General features: G+C 43.7%; 18 protein-coding genes. 8 read left to right on the top strand and 10 right to left on the bottom strand.

All coding sequences use genetic code 11. From position 1 onward, the window contains the following. Positions 1-186 precede the first annotated feature (186 nt). The 8 genes from L4D74_RS04205 (at position 187) to L4D74_RS04240 (ending at position 10,234) form a co-directional block, all read left to right on the top strand. A complete protein-coding gene (locus L4D74_RS04205; RefSeq protein ID WP_428751164.1) occupies positions 187-852 on the top strand; it encodes a type 2 periplasmic-binding domain-containing protein in 666 nt (221 codons plus the stop codon). 2 nt (positions 853-854) lie between these two features. Then, positions 855-1,805: a type VI secretion system-associated FHA domain protein gene (locus tag L4D74_RS04210; RefSeq protein WP_428750886.1), complete on the top strand. Its 951-nt coding sequence runs from the start codon at positions 855-857 to the stop codon at positions 1,803-1,805. Further along, positions 1,802-2,293, top strand: a complete 492-nt coding sequence (gene tssJ / locus L4D74_RS04215) for a type VI secretion system lipoprotein TssJ (protein ID WP_428750887.1) — start codon at positions 1,802-1,804, stop codon at positions 2,291-2,293. Before L4D74_RS04210 ends, tssJ begins: the two co-directional genes overlap by 4 nt. A 158-nt stretch (positions 2,294-2,451) precedes the next feature. Next, on the top strand, positions 2,452-3,783 hold the full coding sequence (gene tssK / locus L4D74_RS04220; RefSeq protein WP_428750888.1) for a type VI secretion system baseplate subunit TssK: 1,332 nt from the start codon (positions 2,452-2,454) through the stop codon (positions 3,781-3,783). Between the two features lie 4 nt (positions 3,784-3,787). Next, positions 3,788-5,044, top strand: coding sequence for a type IVB secretion system protein IcmH/DotU (gene icmH / locus L4D74_RS04225; RefSeq protein ID WP_428750889.1), 1,257 nt, complete (start codon positions 3,788-3,790; stop codon positions 5,042-5,044). A gap of 34 nt (positions 5,045-5,078) precedes the next feature. Beyond that, positions 5,079-8,513, top strand: coding sequence for a type VI secretion system membrane subunit TssM (tssM, locus tag L4D74_RS04230; protein WP_428750890.1), 3,435 nt, complete (start codon positions 5,079-5,081; stop codon positions 8,511-8,513). 2 nt (positions 8,514-8,515) lie between these two features. Further along, positions 8,516-9,268: a protein kinase domain-containing protein gene (locus L4D74_RS04235; RefSeq protein ID WP_428750891.1), complete on the top strand. Its 753-nt coding sequence runs from the start codon at positions 8,516-8,518 to the stop codon at positions 9,266-9,268. A gap of 360 nt (positions 9,269-9,628) precedes the next feature. Then, a complete protein-coding gene (locus tag L4D74_RS04240) occupies positions 9,629-10,234 on the top strand; it encodes a lytic transglycosylase domain-containing protein (RefSeq protein WP_428751165.1) in 606 nt (201 codons plus the stop codon). A 28-nt stretch (positions 10,235-10,262) separates the two neighbouring features. On the opposite strand, the gene L4D74_RS04245 is transcribed toward L4D74_RS04240, so the two are convergent. From L4D74_RS04245 to L4D74_RS04290, 10 genes are all read right to left on the bottom strand, one after another. Then, positions 10,263-10,523 (bottom strand): hypothetical protein, encoded by a 261-nt coding sequence (locus tag L4D74_RS04245; protein ID WP_428750892.1) that lies wholly within the window; start codon positions 10,521-10,523, stop codon positions 10,263-10,265. Between the two features lie 22 nt (positions 10,524-10,545). Further along, positions 10,546-11,514 carry an OmpA family protein gene (locus tag L4D74_RS04250; RefSeq protein ID WP_428750893.1) on the bottom strand — a complete coding sequence of 323 codons (969 nt, stop codon included), beginning with the start codon at positions 11,512-11,514 and terminating at the stop codon, positions 10,546-10,548. Positions 11,515-11,525: 11 nt separating this feature from the next. Beyond that, positions 11,526-12,398: a flagellar motor stator protein MotA gene (motA, locus tag L4D74_RS04255; protein ID WP_428750895.1), complete on the bottom strand. Its 873-nt coding sequence runs from the start codon at positions 12,396-12,398 to the stop codon at positions 11,526-11,528. Continuing rightward, positions 12,386-13,093, bottom strand: coding sequence for a sigma-70 family RNA polymerase sigma factor (locus L4D74_RS04260; protein ID WP_428750897.1), 708 nt, complete (start codon positions 13,091-13,093; stop codon positions 12,386-12,388). Before L4D74_RS04260 ends, motA begins: the two co-directional genes overlap by 13 nt. A 7-nt stretch (positions 13,094-13,100) precedes the next feature. After that, positions 13,101-13,535, bottom strand: a complete 435-nt coding sequence (locus L4D74_RS04265) for a flagellar biosynthesis sigma factor (protein WP_428750898.1) — start codon at positions 13,533-13,535, stop codon at positions 13,101-13,103. Positions 13,536-13,537: 2 nt separating this feature from the next. Further along, positions 13,538-14,878 (bottom strand): flagellar hook-length control protein FliK, encoded by a 1,341-nt coding sequence (locus L4D74_RS04270; protein ID WP_428750899.1) that lies wholly within the window; start codon positions 14,876-14,878, stop codon positions 13,538-13,540. A gap of 2 nt (positions 14,879-14,880) precedes the next feature. Beyond that, the gene (locus L4D74_RS04275) at positions 14,881-15,213 is read right to left on the bottom strand and encodes a hypothetical protein (RefSeq protein ID WP_428750900.1); all 333 of its coding nucleotides are present in this window, start codon (positions 15,211-15,213) and stop codon (positions 14,881-14,883) included. Then, on the bottom strand, positions 15,197-15,601 hold the full coding sequence (gene fliS / locus L4D74_RS04280; RefSeq protein WP_428750901.1) for a flagellar export chaperone FliS: 405 nt from the start codon (positions 15,599-15,601) through the stop codon (positions 15,197-15,199). The genes L4D74_RS04275 and fliS overlap by 17 nt, the downstream gene beginning before the upstream one ends. A 15-nt stretch (positions 15,602-15,616) precedes the next feature. Then, positions 15,617-16,939 carry a flagellar filament capping protein FliD gene (gene fliD, locus L4D74_RS04285; protein ID WP_428750902.1) on the bottom strand — a complete coding sequence of 441 codons (1,323 nt, stop codon included), beginning with the start codon at positions 16,937-16,939 and terminating at the stop codon, positions 15,617-15,619. 75 nt (positions 16,940-17,014) lie between these two features. Then, positions 17,015-18,193, bottom strand: a complete 1,179-nt coding sequence (locus L4D74_RS04290) for a flagellin N-terminal helical domain-containing protein (protein ID WP_428750903.1) — start codon at positions 18,191-18,193, stop codon at positions 17,015-17,017. Positions 18,194-18,276: the final 83 nt, after the last annotated feature.

The raw sequence follows: 18,276 nt of genomic DNA on the forward strand, positions 1-18,276 counted from the left end.
AACGTTGAGGTTTTCGTTGTATTGGCATGAACCTCAACATTAAATCAATATCGCAAGTGTATAGGGCGGCGCCCTAGCTAAAAGGAATTAGATTGGTGTTTAGAAGGAATAGACATGTTCACAACACTTAAGCAGCGCTCATATCAGGATGCGTTTAAGTATTGGGTCTTCGTTCTCGTGGGCCTAATGACTAGTGGGGCTCTCCATGCCAGTGTCATTGGGCCATCAAGATTAATGCTCACGACTCAAGACTGGTCCCCTTATCAGTATTACCAGAATGCAAAAATGCAAGGGTTAGCGATAGATGCGGTTAAATGTGCGCTTGGTTCAATGAGCCAACCCTATCAACTGACCATGACGAACTGGTCTGACGCACAATTACGAGTGCAAAATGGAAGTCAACACGGTTTTTTTATTGCCTCTGACACCCAAGAAAGGAATGAGTATGCGACGCTATCCACTCCTATCGCGGAGCAAACAATCAACTGGTACTTTGGGTCAGGCGTTGAACCTACGATAACCGAATTGTCAAAGCTCAATTTGAAGTTTTCTGCAAAGTTTGGCTCCAACAAATGGTTTTGGCTTAAAAGACAGGGGTTTAACGTAGTCAAACAGCCCAGAGATGCTAAAGTTTTATTAACACTTTTGAAACGTCGCGAAATTGATATTGTGCTTGAAGATCAGTTAGTTTTTTCTAAAGAGCTAGAAAGTGCGGGACTTGCTAACGACTACTTCCGCTCCAAACACTTGGAAACCAAAAAAATGGGTGTGTACTTTTCGAATCAATTTTTAAACGAATACTCTGGGTTTCTCAACAGTTTTAATTCCGCGGTTAAGAAATGTAAGGGCTAATTATGACCATCAGTATACATTTAGTTTCCATTCCAGAGCAGGAAGCGGTCACCTCTCGAGTCGCCCACCTACCCGTCGATGGCGGAACCATTGGGCGATCTCCTGATTGCAGTGTCGTACTGCCCGACCATACGACTCGAATCTCACGAAAGCACGCAGAGATCATTCGTACCTCTGCTGGTTATTTCTTAAAAGATCTAAGTAACAATGGCTTATCTCTTAACGCACAGCCATTGCAAAAAGGGGTCGACTACGCGATTAATGATGGCGATGTGATTAAAATTGAACACTACAGCCTATTAGTCAGCACACTTGTTGTATCCCAAAATGCACCATCATTAAAGTCCAATGACAATGAGCCAACGTTCTCGCTGAATCTCAACAATGACGACACCGATTTTTTAGAAGAGCTCACCACGGAGTCAATGCCACGATCTCGTGAACCCCAACAATATTCATCAGACAATGTACTAAGCGATGACCCTTTCGCATCCGACCCATTTGAAAATTTCTCAGATGAAGAAATCTCAAAGTTTGAAGAAATCGATACGGTGTTGGAACCACTGCCGATCGATAACGGCAATACAGACAATAACAACGTTGCATTCATTCCTATTGAGCACAATAGCGACCACATTGTCAGTTCACTCAAACAACTGATTACATTATCTGAAAAGAATCACGATATGTTGCAAAACCCTTCGTTCCAACACGAGTGTCTTTTTAACGCGCTAGAACAAACCATTGATACCTTTCTGGATGAGTTTTGCCCACAACAACTAGAATCTCAGTTCAACGAATATGTTGGCTCATCAATGTTCGTCAACAAAGACAAACGATACTGGCGAATTTATCGAAAGCACTTTGAACGAAGACAAAAAAACGGAGACTTTAAGCGACAGTTCAAAGCCCTATTTATTGAAAATATGCAGCGCTCAGGAGAAGAGTCATGAGATGGCCCATATTCGTTAGCACCTTATTATTCGCTTTGCTGTCTGGCTGTTCGTCCACCACGACACCTGTGACAACAAGCTATGCATTACAAACCGTAAGCGACGATACCATTAACCCTTATCGCTCAACGGCAGCCAATCCCGTCGTCGTAAGGCTTTACCAATTAAAAAGCAAAGAGAGCTTCAATCAAAGTAGCTTTATTGCCCTTTACAACGGCGATCTCCAAGCCCTAGGAAGCAGCTTAATTGTCAAACAAGTGCTCCCACCAATGATGCCTGCGTCCACGGTAAATAGCACTTTAGACATCAATAAAAGCACGCAATATCTAGCAGCACTAGTGGAATACGCCAATTATCAGCAAAGTAACGGCAAAGCAATTGCGGTGGTACCTACAGATGGCGAGAGCAGTTTGGTTCTTCGCCTATCCGGACTCAATGTCGAGTTGGATGTTGTCCCACCAGAATCCAGTTGGTGGCAGATCTTTTAAACAACAGACCAACAAAATGATCGCAAATTTAAACGACATATATTTAAAGCGACATTCACTTTACACATCCGGTTATGATGTACAGTGCCAAACAAACCAGCAGTTAACTGCACAATGACACGTCATTAGTACAGGCAACCAATTGAAAAGGATTTTCCGTGGACGCACATAAAAAAGTTGTATGGAAAGAAGGCATGTTCATTGCCCCTCAGCACTTTCAACAGCAGGATCGTTATACCCAAAATTATGTTGGGCAAACAGTAGACACCTTATCGCATTTCGCGCCATTTTTTGGTTTGACCCAGCTATCAATGAATACCGACCTGCTTAAAATCGGTAAATTAGCCATCACACAATGTTCTGGTGTTTTCCCCGATGGCACGCAATTTAATCTGACCAAAGAGATCACGCTTGATGTTCCTGTCGGCGCCATAGAGAACACCATCTACCTGGCGTTACCATTGGCTCTACTTGGCAACAATGATTACAACGAAGACGAGAAATCGTCGTCTCGATTCATTACCAAATCCATTAATGTTTTCGACTCCGCTAGTGAAGAAAACACCAGCCTAGAAGTCGACGTAGCGAGACTTAACATTCAACTTCTTTCTGAGCGTGATGACCGTTCAGGCCACTCCGTTATTCCTATTGCGCGCATCCTCGAGTGCACAGAGTCAAACGAAGTCATTTTAGACAGAGCCTTTATCCCTTCCTGTCTACACTATGGCGCGTCAAGATATCTATCCGACAAAATTAAAGAAACACAAGCGCTACTCACCAGCCGAAATCATAACCTAATCAATAGAATTCAAGCAGGTCAGTCTCAAAAGAGTGCTCAATCACTCATGATCGATTACTTGTGGCTGCAAACACTCAACAGCTGGATGCCGTGGTTTGACTTAATTTCAAAGAACCCTCGCTTCAATACTTATGATCTGTATTTACAACTTAATCGTTTTCAGTCTGAGCTGCTCGCATTGTCACCTAAAGCCGCGACAGAAACGCAAGAATTAAAAATCGACCAGTTGTATGTTAGCTTCAGTCCGCTGTTTGCTAACTTAAGAAATTTACTCACATTAGTTCAACAAGATTCCGTTATTGAGTTCCCTTGGGATACCAGCTTGTTCGAAAAACGCCGACTATTACGAACCATCATTAAAGATCCACAATCGGTTCAAGAACGTCGTTTTGTATTGAGTGTTAAATCCTCACTCAGCACCAGTGAACTGAGCAATAGTTTTATTTCTGCGACAAAATTAAGCAGTAACACTCGAATTGTCGAACTGGTCAAAAATGCATTGTCTGGTATACAGATTTCTCTTCTTCCTGTCGCACCTAGTGAGTTAAAGCCCGTTCACGGCACCACATACTTCGAGTTAAATACCGCTGATCCTGTATGGAGTGAAATGCTATCCACACGAGACGCTCTCGCCCTGCATGTTGATGCTCGTATACCCGATCTTGAAGTCCATTTGTACGCGCTGAGGTAACGAAATGCTCGAGTATTTGGATGAAAAAACGTTAGTTTGGGAACAAACACCAAGCCAAAAGACAACAGAAGTTGACTCAGACAAAGCCGTGAAATTCCGCAGCCCAGACCCGGCTCAATCGGAGTTTCTAAAGCATTTTGATAAGTCAGAAAACCAACTGATCAACATCAGCGGCGAGCTCATTGGTATCACGTTAAAAATCAACGCTCTGCCGGAGCCAGATGATATTACAGAATTGAGGAGCCAATTAACTCACAAAATAGGAGAGTTAAAGGAACGAGGGAGCCAATTAAATTATCCGGTCGCCGTCATTGATAAACTGTGTTTTCTATTCGCGGTTGTGCTGGATGAATTCATTATTTACACCGATTGGGGCGATAAACGCAGTTGGGAAAATAAGACCCTTCTTAGTGAGTTATTTGGTATGCGTAATGGCGGTGAGTTGTTTTTCTCTGTCACAGACAAAGCCATGCGCCAACCACATAAAATGATCGATTTATTGGAAATTATTTATCTATTCCTCAATATAGGTTTTAAAGGCCAGTACCATTCTCAAGGCTCTGAACAGCTGAAAAGTATGATCTACCAACTCGAACAGGTCATGAGCCAATATAGACAAGCTAACGGCGTCCATTGCAACACCAAAGTCCCACAGCCTAAAACTCGTCGCCCAAGCAGAAAGCGCCACTATGCGATAACAACCCTATTGTTCGTGACACTTATCGGCGCGACACTGTTTCTGACTCACTTTTGGTACCATAAAACGCTCCCTCAAAGAGCAAGAGACTTTACCTATTTATCCGATTTCAGCCAACGCTATATCCTTTCAGGGCAAGCTCACGATATCGTTTTTATATCGACGGATAAAGATCTGGCGACCCCCCCTGTAAATGCGAGCCGAGCGGAAATACTGCCTATAAAAAATAGCGCGTCGACAGATAGCAAATTAACGAATAGCAAGTTAGTGAGTAGCAAACCAACCAATACGCTTGTTCCACAACACCCATCAACCGCTGGCTGGCTTGTTCAAATGGCGACATTCTCAACCCAGAAAAACGCAGAGAAATATATTCACAGTCTATCAGCAACAAAATATGACCCTCGAATTGACAGCTATAAGCAATATTTCAGGGTTGTTATCGACGTCGACTCAAAAGATGAAGCGAACAACGCAAAGACGTGGTTAAAGGAAAACCAAAATATCGATGCCATTTTGGTTCGTAGCAGTAAAACCGTAAACACTAAGCCATTACATAACTAAAACACCGTTGTCGATACACAAGGAAGATGTTGCAATGCCAGATGATAAAACAAGTAAGACAAAAAACTACAAGCCTCTTATTAGCGGTGTTTCCACTGGTTTTATCTTATCTATCGTAATGATGACCACTTTGTGGTTTACCCCTGCCCTACGAAGTTACTTACTGATCGCGATTGTCACTTGTCTCGTCCTTTCTACCACGTTAGGGCTCATCGTATTTTGGGTGTCTAAAAGAAGTCAAAGCCGTGACAACGAAGAAGATAACAAACAAAAAGAGTTGATCGCACGCCGAGTGGCATTGCTAGAAAAACACTTTGTTTCCATGCTAAACGTGCAAAAAAACAATAAACCTCTTCAAAGCCGTTACGACCTGCCCGTTTACTTATGGTACAGCGACAACCCAACAAAAGACAAAAATGTGATTACGCAAATGGGCTATGAGGCCTATCGACTCGATGAATTTGGCAATGACATCGAATTTCCAATCCTATTTTGGTTGAGTGAACATTCGATCCTTATCTCGGTCAGCCAAGGAGAAGACCAACACCCAGAATATATTGCAGCCCTATTAAAGTGCTTAATAAAATGGCGACCAAGGCAAGCAATTAATGGCTTACTGCTTGCCGTAAGTGCCGAACAACTATTAGGGCAAAAAGCGCTCATTAAACAACAATCCGATCAGCTTAAGAGTGTGTTTACCAAGCTTAATCGCTTATTGGGCTTATCGGTCCCTACTTATATTATTATCACGCATAGCGGTGCGGTGAGTGATTTTTGTCAATATTTTTCTGGCTTTGACGATGCGCGAAGAGAAGAGGCCTTTGGTGCAATGATGCCCTACCGAAAACACGGTGGTATCGATGCGGATTGGTATGACACGGCTTATGATACGCTGATTGGTCAACTCACCGCTAATATGACCAATGCGCTATCTGGCCAACTCAACTTAGAGTACCGAAAATCCATTGCTAGTGCGCCTTTGCAGTTTGGTTTGCTAAAGCAAAATTTATGGCTAATGCTCAATCGACTTTATGGGCTAAACCAACTCGGTGAAGGTCTGATGTTTCGTGGATTTTTCTTTACTCATGACGGCAGTCATGATGAAGAAACCGATATTTTGGCCGCGACAATCAGTCATGATTTAGGACATGAGTATTACCACCCAACAAACAGCCAACCCATTCAGCAAGTTTTGTTTTCTCAGCACCTTATGACTCACGTGTTATTGCCTGAACATAGGCTCGTTGGTGTTAACCGCAAGAAAGAAAACAGGTTAATCACGTTACAAACGGTCTATACGCTATCATGTCTTGGACTGTTGATTGCCACCCTCGCCGTCATCAAATTTGACTTCGACTTTCAAAGCCATAGAGAAGCTCGTGCCGATGCGTTACTAGAGCGATACAAAGAAGCCATTACCGCTTCACCTTATGATATTGAAAACTTAGCTGACAACGTGCCCAATTTGTATTCATTACATAAAGTCTATCAGCTCTACCAACAGCCTGAACCATGGTATGTCCTCCCTTTTATGCCGTCATCAAGCATAAAAACGGAAGTAGAAGCCGCCTACTTTGCCGAACTACAGTCTGTATTGATGCCCTCTTTAGAGAAGTCGATTGCGAATGATTTATTTGTGTACGTTAACTTAGAAGAGCAAGCAACCACGCTCTCGTTGCTCAATAACTACCGTTTACTTTTCGACACAAACAAGAAAAACACAGAAGAGCTAGAATCCTATTTTGTTCACTCTCTTGAAGCGCAAAATTCTGGCTCAGCGGCGACTATTGCTCAGCTAAAAGTTCTACTCAGCGATGCGTTTAACCGACGACTGGTACCCTTAAAATCCAACTCTGATTTAGAACAACTCGCGAAAGGCGTGATCAATCGTACTGGTATTGAAACACTGCTTTATAAGCATATAAAAAGCCTGCCTGCATTTAGCAAACGAATTGATATTCGTAGTGAGCTCGGCAGTAATTTCGGCCAGCTCTATCGCTTTGAGTCAGGTTACGTCGGCTATCTTGTCCCTTTCTTATATACGCCTAATGGCTTCATTGAGCTTGATCTCTCTATTGATTCACCATTACTTAAAGAAGCGTTGTCGGCATACTCAGGGGTAGCAGGAGACTCGCCCAGTGCATTAGAACTTTATCGTATTAGCCGCGACTTAAAACAAATGTACCAAAATGATTACATCAACTACTGGAAGGATTTTACTAATAATGTCGCAATGCTGCCGATAAATGATACAACGGCACTCAGCCAAAGCGTCAATTTGCTCTCAACAGCAAATAATAACCCTCTGGCAAATTATTTCTCGGTACTCAGCAAATATACCAACGTTTCTCTACCAACCACAGAAACGGCTGATAGCGCTAGTGCCAGTAAAAGCAGCAACAGCAGCAATAATGTGTCGAGTGAAACCAATGACGCTCTAATCGATGAACAAGATAAAATTGAATCTGCGCGCATGATTAACGCCAGTTTCTCTACTTACCTCGAATACGTTACACCAGCAAAAGACTCTGTTAAACCCATCGATACATTGTTAGCAAAAATCACTAAATTAAAAGCCTGGCTCGACTCGTTTTACCAATCTGAAGATGCGAGAAAACTCGCCTTTGATACCCTTGCACAGCCAATGCAAAGCACAAACCCAATTGCTGATTTAGACGCTATTACGAGTACTCAGCCCGAACTGTCGAAACAACTCATTACTTCACTGACGCAACTTAGTAACGATTCGATTTTATCGCTCGCGCACGAACATTTAAATCAGAAGTGGAAAACATCGGTTATTCAAACCTATCAAACGAGTATTGCTAACTATTACCCATTTGATAGTAAGGCAAAAACCGATGCGAGTATCGCTGATGTTCAGGCGTTCTTTTCCTCAAAAGGGGTCTTTAATTCCTTTAAAAACACTTACCTGACGCAATTTTTAACCGCTGCAGAAGGCGACCCCTATTTACCCGGCTTTCTGCCTCGCTCTGGATTGATGATTGCTCCGGAGGTGTGGACAATGTCCACCAAAGCTGAACAAATCCGCTCGGCACTCTTTTTAGCAAAACCTGATACCGTATCAATCAACTTCCAGCTTAAAGCGATTGATATGAGTGCCTCTGTCACAGAGTTTATTATCTATAACGACCAACCTTTATTCACCTATCAACACGGTCCTTCGTTGTGGAAAAGCATGAGCTGGGAAGGAGAGCAGCAAGCAGAAGACAACCTTAACTTTGAACTCAAAAACAATGTGACGTCTTTGGCTCAACAAAACTTCAGTGGTAATTGGAACTGGTTTCGTTTGATCAACGACAAAACGGTAAAAACCGTCAGCCAAGGTGCGGAAATTTCATTAGGTGATAGCAGTAATTCCGTCATGTTATCGGTGAAGACGCAGGGGCAAGTTAATCCATTTGCCCCCGGATTCTTTACTGATTTCAAATTACCGTCGGATTTGTAGCTATGGCAGTGGTAGACACTTCCAACACTAGCCTCAAGGCATTACTATCCAGCCTTGCCCGCGATTTTGATGATAGCCCTCATTGGTTGTCTCATAATGTTTTTCGCTGGCATCATAAGAAAGTCGGCTGGTTGAAAGGGCGATGCTTAGCTAGCACTGACGCTGAGCAAACAAAACGCTCTCGATTGACTACAGAACACGACCTAAATATGTTGTGCAATCCGGGTGACCATCGCGTCAGGGCTATTTACGACAAAAACCATATCCACTTAGGTTTCGTACACTGGATTGATGGCGATACCCTTGCAAGCCAAGTTAAACAGGGAACAATACGCCATCGATGGCTGCGTGATATCGAGCGAGCACTCGAGCGTTTGCACCACAGTGGTTTCATACATGGGGATATAAAGCCGAGCAACATTGTCATAGCCCCTAAGCAGGCCCATCTGATTGATTTTTCAACTGCCCTACCCATTGGAAAGCGATTTAAGCAATTACCACTTAGCGTTGCTTCTCCGTCCTATTCCTCACCACAACAAAAAACATTACAGGGGTGTGTTTGCCCCTCTGATGATTGGTATGCATTGGCATTAACGCTCTGCGCTGCACTTAAACAACACCCTTACTATCCAAACGATACGACGTCGCTATCGCCCTCACTGCATTACCACGCTTTGCAACTCCCAAAGGAGCTACCGGCTCGTTACCACATGATCATCCGAAACAAACTCCACGCTTACCATACCGGCAAGTAATCTCGTAATTGCCCGCTCACTCCCTATACTGTTTCATCGATATCTACGCAGGCAAACGTATGAGCACTATTTTCAAACCCGTGACAAAGCGACTAAATAACGTGTTTCTTTATGATGACCATGCCGCCCAATAGTAACGACACTGTATATCGTCTCCACCAGCGAACGTCGTATGACAGCAAGCGACATCCATTTGCTTGCTGTTTATTTCGGTTGAAAGTCTATATGTCACGGCTTCGATTAAGTTTCATTGGGCCACATCTAGCTCGGCAGCGACTGGCCTATCTGCGCGTAATATTGTTCCTTGTCTTGGTCAGTCATATCACGGTCGCTCATGCGCAGTATCGTCCACCCGAAGCAATGATTAGACCACACTTAGCGAAACTCTCCCCTTATCAGCAACAAATCTTAAACAAATTTGAGCAGTTCGAGCCTCTAGTGTCATCGATATTCCAACAATTGAATCAGCGCTCCCTACCAGACTATTTCATTCTGGTCCCTATGCTTGAATCGTCATTCAACCCTAATGCTGTCTCACACGCCAACGCTGCCGGCTTATGGCAGCTCATGCCAGCTACAGCCCAGCGCTTCGGGTTAAACGTCAGTAAAACTAACGACCAACGTTTTGACATTGCATTAAGTACATCGGCTGCGTTGCAATACCTCTCATTCTTGCACCAAAAATTTAATGGTGACATAAGCCTAACATTAGCCGCTTACAATGCAGGCGAAGGACGGGTTCAGCGTGCCATTAAACGAGCAGGTAGCACGCAATTCTCACACCTAACATTGCCGCACGAAACCGTAAACTATGTCCATCGCTTTTATGCGTTGCAGCAACTGGTCGATATGTCTGAGCTGAAATCAAAACCCTCTACAGGTTTCATGCTTTTTGTTACCGACCAGCAATGGCAAAAGGCAGCATTGATAGATCTCACCCCACTTCCACCATTAATTACACTGTAAGCGTAAGCAAAGCTCTGCTTAGCGCAGTTCACCAAAACAACGTTAACACCACAATGCTGCAGCCAAGAAACGTCGCAAAACAGATAGGAATGACAAGGTGCTTATCTCTCTCGAAAGAAATGAAGCCTGCTGGTTGGTGAACGACAAAGGTCACAAGCAAAATATTGTATAGCGCTAATAGAATTCCAATGATGAACACATCAAAATACAGCAAGCTCGTCACTAAATAGACGTAAAAGCCTATTAAGCAATAATCAATCACGACAAGCCACGCTAAACACTTTCGCATGTTAATGAGCCTTTGCATCAAGTCAGTCATAACGGTTCATTACCTCAAATGAGGTCACTGGTTGGTTTTTTAGTGCTTGCTGTATCGCTTCGCGCTTCCTTTTCTCCACCTCTGGAGATAGCTGTTGTTGAGTGAGTGGTGCTTGCTTCTCCCTCCCATCGGGAAGGAATACGGTCTTATAAACATCGCTCAGCTGACTCAACGTTTCGGCGGTGAGAATATAGAGTTCGATACGGCGATTAATCGCGGCTTTAGGGTTGTTGATATCAACCGGTGCGGTATCACTCATTCCTGTGACTTGAAAGATGTGACGCTCTTGCAGCCCTCCGCGGTCCAGATAATATCGCGCACTATTGGCACGGTTGCTCGATAACTCCCAGTTAGTCATGCGGCTACCCTTATACCGGCTCGCATCCGTATGACCAGTAATGATCATCTTGTTTTCAATACGCTGTAACAGCTTAGCCAGATTCAACAAAAGATCTTGATAAAATGGGGTCACTTTAGCCCCTCCCCGAAAGAACATAGGCCCTTTGTCAGAATCAGCAATCACCAACTTCACTCCTTGAGGGGTAACTAAAACACTCACACTGCCTAGCCCATCTACACTGGCAAGATCTTGTTCAATGCGCTTTGCTAACACCTCTAACTCTTGCTGACTATTGAACTCACCTTCTAGCAGTGAAGTATCGTTAATACGATGCAGCTCTGCGTCGTAGTGCGAGGTGGCAACATGAGGAAGCGGTAAAGGATTAATCGAATTGCCACCACTTTCCACCATCCCATGATGCTGAATAGGATCATTGCCATAGGAGAAATAATTAAGCAGTTTTTTTTGGTCATCAACATCAACGACCTGTAATATCCAGAGCACTAAAAACAGGCACATCATCGAGATCATCAAATCGGCCATTGCCACCTTCCAACCGCCATGTTGCAATGGATCTCGTTTCTTTTTGCCCTTCTTCGCAATAATAATTTGTTGTTCCATACGTGCCTCTATTAACCTGATGAAGGTTGTTGTCTTAGCACATCAACCGCTTTCTCAAGCTCAACAAATGACGGCTTGTAGCGGGTCTCTATATTCTTCCTTCCAGCATTCGCGCACATATGTGCCGATTGCCCTTGAGCATAAGACGATAGAATGGATTTAACGCATTGCAGTGGAGCAAGCTGATTTTCAGATACATCCTTAATGCTGCTCGACAAGGGGCCTAATACGCAATAGCAACCAAACACCCCTGTGAAGGTTCCGACGAGGGCGGCGGCAATATTTTGTCCTATTTCACTGATCTCGCCATCCAAACCTTGCATCGTAAGAATGATGCCCATTACCGCCGCCAAAATGCCCAAACCAGGCATCGCTTCAGCAGTGGCGTGGAGTTTTTCCGATGGCTTGGTATATTCATCGTCCAGATGTTCAATTTCTTCTTCAAGAAACGCTTCAAGTAAATGGTGCGATTGTTTACCAGTAATCACTTGTCGAAATGAATCAATAATAAATTGTGTGGTTAGTGCATCCCGCGTTATCTGTGGATATTTTAAAAATATCTTACTTGATTCTGGATTTTCAATATGAATGTCTAACGCCTTAATATTTTGCACACGCGCGATATTAATTAGTTCAAACATCAAAGACAGTAACTGCTGGTAGTAATCTTTATTATAGGGTGTAGCCCGAAAAGAAATGCCAATCTGCTGTGTCATTAACTTTAATGTACTAGAAGTGGTTGACATTAATAAGCTTGCGAATGCAGCACCGAAAATAATGATAATTTCCGACAGTTTGAAAATAAATTCAAACTTACCACCTAAGTAAATAAAGCCTCCAAAAATGACGCTTATCACAACAATAACACCAATTATCTTTTGCATGCGCCACTCTCCTTCATTCTGCTTTTCAGAATGTCCAAACCTCTATGTTTTATCCGATGCACCTTTATTTCGTTAATATCTAGGACTTGTGCCACTTCTTTGGTGCTCAAATTTTTCACGTACACGAGATATAAAATGCGTTTTTCTCGTTCAGGCAACGTTTCTAGCACTTGCCGCACTTCACTTAGTAATACATCTCTATCGGTATCACTGCCTTTAGCCATCACGGAATCAAGCTCAATATCATCTATCACATCAACCAACATCATTGCCTGTTGAAAGTCATCATCTTGAATGCCAAGGTGCCGACAAATCTCATTCACTGCCGGCTCCCTCCCTAGCAGCTGCAATAGTTCCCTTTCCGCCTTTTTGATCTTATTAACAAGCTGTCGCTTATCTCGCTCCATATAATCTCGCCGACGAAGCTCATCAATAATTTCGCCTCGAATACGCACCGCGACGGCACGTCGAAAATCATCGTTAGCAACATGGTCAAACTTTCTCAATTCAATGACCAAGGTCATCATGGCTGTCTGCTGTAAATCTTCAAACGTCCCTGCGTCCACCACATAGCGATATTGATATAACAAGCCATTAATTAGCTTTATGTTCTCTTGCAACACCAAATTTTCTAACGCTTGCAGGCTTTCTCTGTCATGAGTTTGGGTATGCTGATAACGCGGCTTCATTAACATAATGAACCTACTGAAACACCGCTTTTGTCACGAGTACTTCGCCAACTTGTAGTGACGGTAACTCGTCTAAATCGTCTTTTAAATCATCTTGAATCACATAGATAAATTGTTTGTTGTGAAAATACGCAGCATCCTTAACACTGAATTTTTTTATGATCCTATTCTTAATAACACTTAATTGATGGTGTAAGTATGCGCCATTTTTTTTCGGCGTGTAGAGTGAGACATCGAGCAATAACAAACTTTGTCTTTGCCCCAAATTTATCGGCACTAAAACATTATCCACTTGAATTTCAGTATGCTCGACCAGCTCTGGCTCAGGCTCACTTGGGCTTAACCACGCCGTGATCGACTCTACCGTTAGCACATCGTTTTGATACAACACAAAACCCGATACGGACAACGCAACCGCCACAATAAATGTCACGACTATCTTTATCATCACTACACCCTCGCAATATACACGCGGAATTCACGTAGTATTTGACCGCTTTGGTCTGTGGATTCGGTCATTCCATGGCTTAAGTCTTTGTTATCGCGGCCATTGCCTGACTCAGGCTGCCTATTTTTGTGGTGTTCTCGCTGTTGTAGGTCGTGTTGCTGCAAGTCTTGTTGTCGCTGCGCCTGCTCTTGTAACAGGCCTCGCATCGACTCCTTATTTGCCAATGCGATATTCACTTCATTTAGCGCATTGCTTTGCTGAACCAGATCGGCTCTCAAGCGATCTGATGTTGCAATAATCGCTTCTCGTGTTAATGGTGAACTTGCGCTAATTTGCAGCGTCAACTTGTCACCATCGACACGAATAACCATATCGACCTTGCCTAGTTCTGGTGGATCAAAACGTATTCGAACCGTTTGATTAACACTGTCAAAATGCAATTGAATTTTGTCGCGAATTGCATGATAGATTTGACGTTGAGCCTCAGGTGTCAACGGCTTTTCTGTTTCTAAGGAAGGTGATAGTAGCCGCGTAATTGTGCTATCCAACATCGAATAATTCGAATCCATGCTCGAAGCAGACATTGAGACTGGCGTAGTCGTGAACTCTGATTTTACGGGCGTAGCTTGAGTGCTCCCTCCCATAAATGGCCGCCCCCTTAGCGTCGATACATAATACGCATCATTCAGCCCACGCTCTGCCATCCCCGCATTGACTGGTGCTACCGTTCGTACCATTCCATCTGGGTACCCAGCCATCCACTCTGAAGTGAGTTGATGGCTTAAGGCGTTACTTCTCGCGTTCGAATCCTGCCATTCATTTGTTGCCATAGTCATATAGGGCAATTGACTATGGCGAGAGACTTGCTGTAACGCAGATTCGGCTAGCTCAATCACAGAGTTTCCTGTGTAATGATTTGACGCATCGCTTTTAGGTAGATAAGTACTGGAAAGAGGCCGTAAATCTGCCGACGGTAGGTCTACCGTTCTAGAAAGCTGGTCACTTAACATAGCGTTGCTTAAAGGCGAATGTTGGAATGTCGCACAATCATCCAACACTCCACGCTTTTCCATATTGCTTAACTGATGCGCAACATTAACCGGCATGGTATGACTGACACCGTCTACGCCCAATGAGCCGGAGACTTGTTGCAGCACAGCGAAAAGGCTTTGAAACGATTGTGCCAACGGCGTCATCCTTGTCTCACCAAGTCGCTCTTTCATGCCCGTAGCATGCTCTTGCTGTAAAGACGTAAGCAATGCGTTGTCTTTAACTGGCTCGCTTATTTCAGCGATTAAGCTAGAGAACGTACCATCACTTTGTACTTTCGTATGCAAATCCATTGTTATTCCTCCACCCTAACTTGGGTCTTGGTATAGGCTTTATCTCGATTCCTCAAACACATATTATGAGTCAGACGCTGCCTAAGAGCCGCTTGTTCCGTTTCTACTAACGCCCGACACTTTTCATGTTCCTGACGCAATTTAACCACTATCGGTAGAAAATCAGCACCATACTGGTCGATGTTCGGTAATATCTGCTCCACCAGCTGATTGAGTTTCGCTATTTCAGTAAAATCCCGTTTCGATATAGCCGATTCAAACTTGGAGACCATAACCGTAAGGTGCTTTGGCGAGATAGTGGCTTTAGTGCTTGGACTCTTATTGACGGCTTTCATCCAGCCACTCCATCGCCCCTTCCCAGCCTTCTTTCAAATCGACAATAACTACAATTAACTTATCAATCAGTTCAACATTCATCTCTTTAGATGCTTCAAAAACGGTCGCTATTCCATGTTCATAGAGCGCATGTATATTCTTTATCAGCTCCTCTCCACTCGAAAGATCTAAGGAAGCGTCTAGACCAACAAATATATCAATCGACTTTTGAGACGCTTTGGACTTAAGCTCTAAGTCCTTATGTTCAATGGCGTATTTCACACTTTCTAACTCTTGGATTAAGCGTTCGTGTAGCATATATATCAGTTCAAAATTTGAAGACACCGATGCATTAGCACTCACTTGTACATTGGTATAATTCGCTTGCTGCTGTTTCCCTAAAAGCATGTAACCACTCCTTATTTAAACGGTAAATAACCCAGATACTGAATCGAGCTGGCTACCCAATGTGTTTAACTGTGTAAACTGCGCTAAATAGCGGTTGTAATAAGTTTCGTAACGACTATCTAACGTTGTTAGCGCGTCGTTAATTCGCGATTTCTCTTCCTCTAATATATCAATACGACGATTTAACGAACCGCTAGAAAAATCAATGTAGCCATCGAGTTTGCTGGTAAAGCTGGTAAATACCCCCTCTTCACCGGTAAAAATAGCCTCAACGTCTACCGTTTCTACCGCTTGTTCGAACACACTTCGATCCAAAGACAATTTGCCATCACGGTCTATCTCTAACCCAAGTTCAAATAAACGCGTACCACCATAATCGGCTCGAATAACGCTGCCTAACTGATAACTGATGTTTTTGATCGTGCTGTCTGACGCCAGTATTCCTCGGGCTTCATCTTCTCCACCTGAAGCTGTCAAGTTTGCTATCTTAGACACCGCGTTATTATAAGAATCAACAAACCCTTTCAGTGCGTCCATCGTTGCACTAATGTCGTCGCCAATCGCTAAATTAGTCGGCTCATCGCCAACACTATTAGCTTTAACAACTGTGAGATCTACACCTTCCATCAGAGCGTCAAATTGGTTCGTTGTACTCGTAAGTTCAGTACCGCCTTCGCCACCAATCGCCAGTACGGCATTTTGACCAGTTTTTAACGGCGTAGCACTGGCGAGTGCGACATCACTCTCCCAGCCACTGGCCGCATCTGCTGTAATAGTGAAAACCGAATCTGACCCTTCGTATTCAGATGAAAATAAAACTTTCATGGCACCTTGTGACTTCACGAGCGTCGCTTGTATCGAATCATCAAACTGGTCATTAAAATAAGTCACAAATTCACTATACGTTACGTCTCCACTGACATCGGTATCGGCATCCATGATATCCAGATTGGTCGTCACGCCATCTTGCGTCACGGAGAATGTACCGGCCGATGCCATCACATCATTGGGATCCGTAGAGTTGGCATCCAACACCACTTGATGATTCTCAGCCATCTGTTTAACAAAGACATCGAGGTCAATATCGTTCACACCAGACGATACCGATAAAGACACATACTCATCACTAGACGTCGTCGTTGAGGTCTGCGTCAACCCAGCCCCTGCTTTCGTAAACTCATAGATTTTGTCATCTAGCTGTTTTAACGCCGTTTTGACCAAACTGATCGCCGATGTCTGAGACGTAATATTCGACAGCTTTTGGTTATAACGTAGCTCAAATGGCTGGACATCTAAGCTTGCAAAGCTACTGGCTAGCTGAACTGCATCGACGTTCATACCTATCCCTCGCAGTATAAAAAATCACCTAGGAGACAGGAGGGACAGCAAACCCTCCTTTAGCCCTTGATAACATTACCCTAATAAGCTCATCGCTAACTGAGGCACCATTTTCGAAGCACTCAACATGGAGGCGCCAGATTGCATTAACATTTGTGATTTCGACATTGCAGCAGACTCGGAAGCAAAATCCGTATCCATAATTCGCCCTTTCGCCGCAGAAATGTTTTCAGACATATTACCCAAGTTAGTAATGGTGTGATCTAACCGATTGATATTCGCACCAATGCTCGAACGCGTGGAACTTATCTCATTGATCAAAGTCGCCATGGTATCAATAGCCGTATTAGCGCCCGCTTGAGAGCCAATAGACGCAGCGCCAGATGCCCCGTGATTTGCGACGATAGTAGCGTAATCACCACCAACCGCTGTTCCAAGTACGGTGTCGTTAAAGCGTCCACCCGCATTTGCGGTAATAGAAGCATCAAGAGAAGTAGTTACTTCACCATCAACTAAGGCCAAGTCAGCAACCGCCGTTGCATCTGCTGTTGCCGCTGCTTCGACTAAATTTTGATAGCTCGTGTAAGTACCTGTCACACCGGTTCCATCAACACCGCTTGCAAGAGAAGTCGTTGTACCACCAGTAGCAAAGTTATCTCTTTCTTGAGCAAGGTCAGCATCTGCATTCTGCATTGCTTGCGAAGTTCGTGAGGTAGATTGCGTTGCAAAGCTATTCAATGTTGATACCTCTGACTGAAGATCAACAGATAAGGTTTCACTGGAGCCTGCCCCTATCTGAAAACTCACTGCCCCCAAAGCAAAGTTCCCCGTACCGTTCCCCAATAAGCTTTGACCACCGAAGTTAGTATTTGTCAAAATGCTCTGCAGCTCACTACCCAACGATTGAAACTCTGCGTCCATGGCATCTCTATCCGCTTGAGAGGCGGTACCATTGGCAGATTGTGTGGCAAGATCTTGCATTCGGAACGCGATATTGGTCATCTCATCCATCGAACCCTCTACGGTTTGCAGCATCGAGATAGCATCTTGTGCATTTCGTGATGCGACACCCATCCCGCGGTTCTGAGCCTCTAATCTGTTTGCTATCTGTAGACCTGCCGCATCATCAGCAGCAGAGTTAATTCGAAAGCCCGTCGATAACCTTTCCAAAGACTTCGTCATCATATTGTTATTAGACTGCAAAGTATTTTGAGTCACCAAGCTTGCGTAGTTAGTTTGTACTGATATAGCCATCTGATGTTCCCTATCTGTGTTTGCTGTTCACTAACTGCTAACGACAGAGGAAAAATTCCATTTCATCTTTTTTCAAAAAAACT

This window comes from Vibrio cionasavignyae (genome assembly GCF_050337155.1).
Taxonomy (GTDB): Bacteria; Pseudomonadota; Gammaproteobacteria; order Enterobacterales; family Vibrionaceae; genus Vibrio; species Vibrio nomapromontoriensis.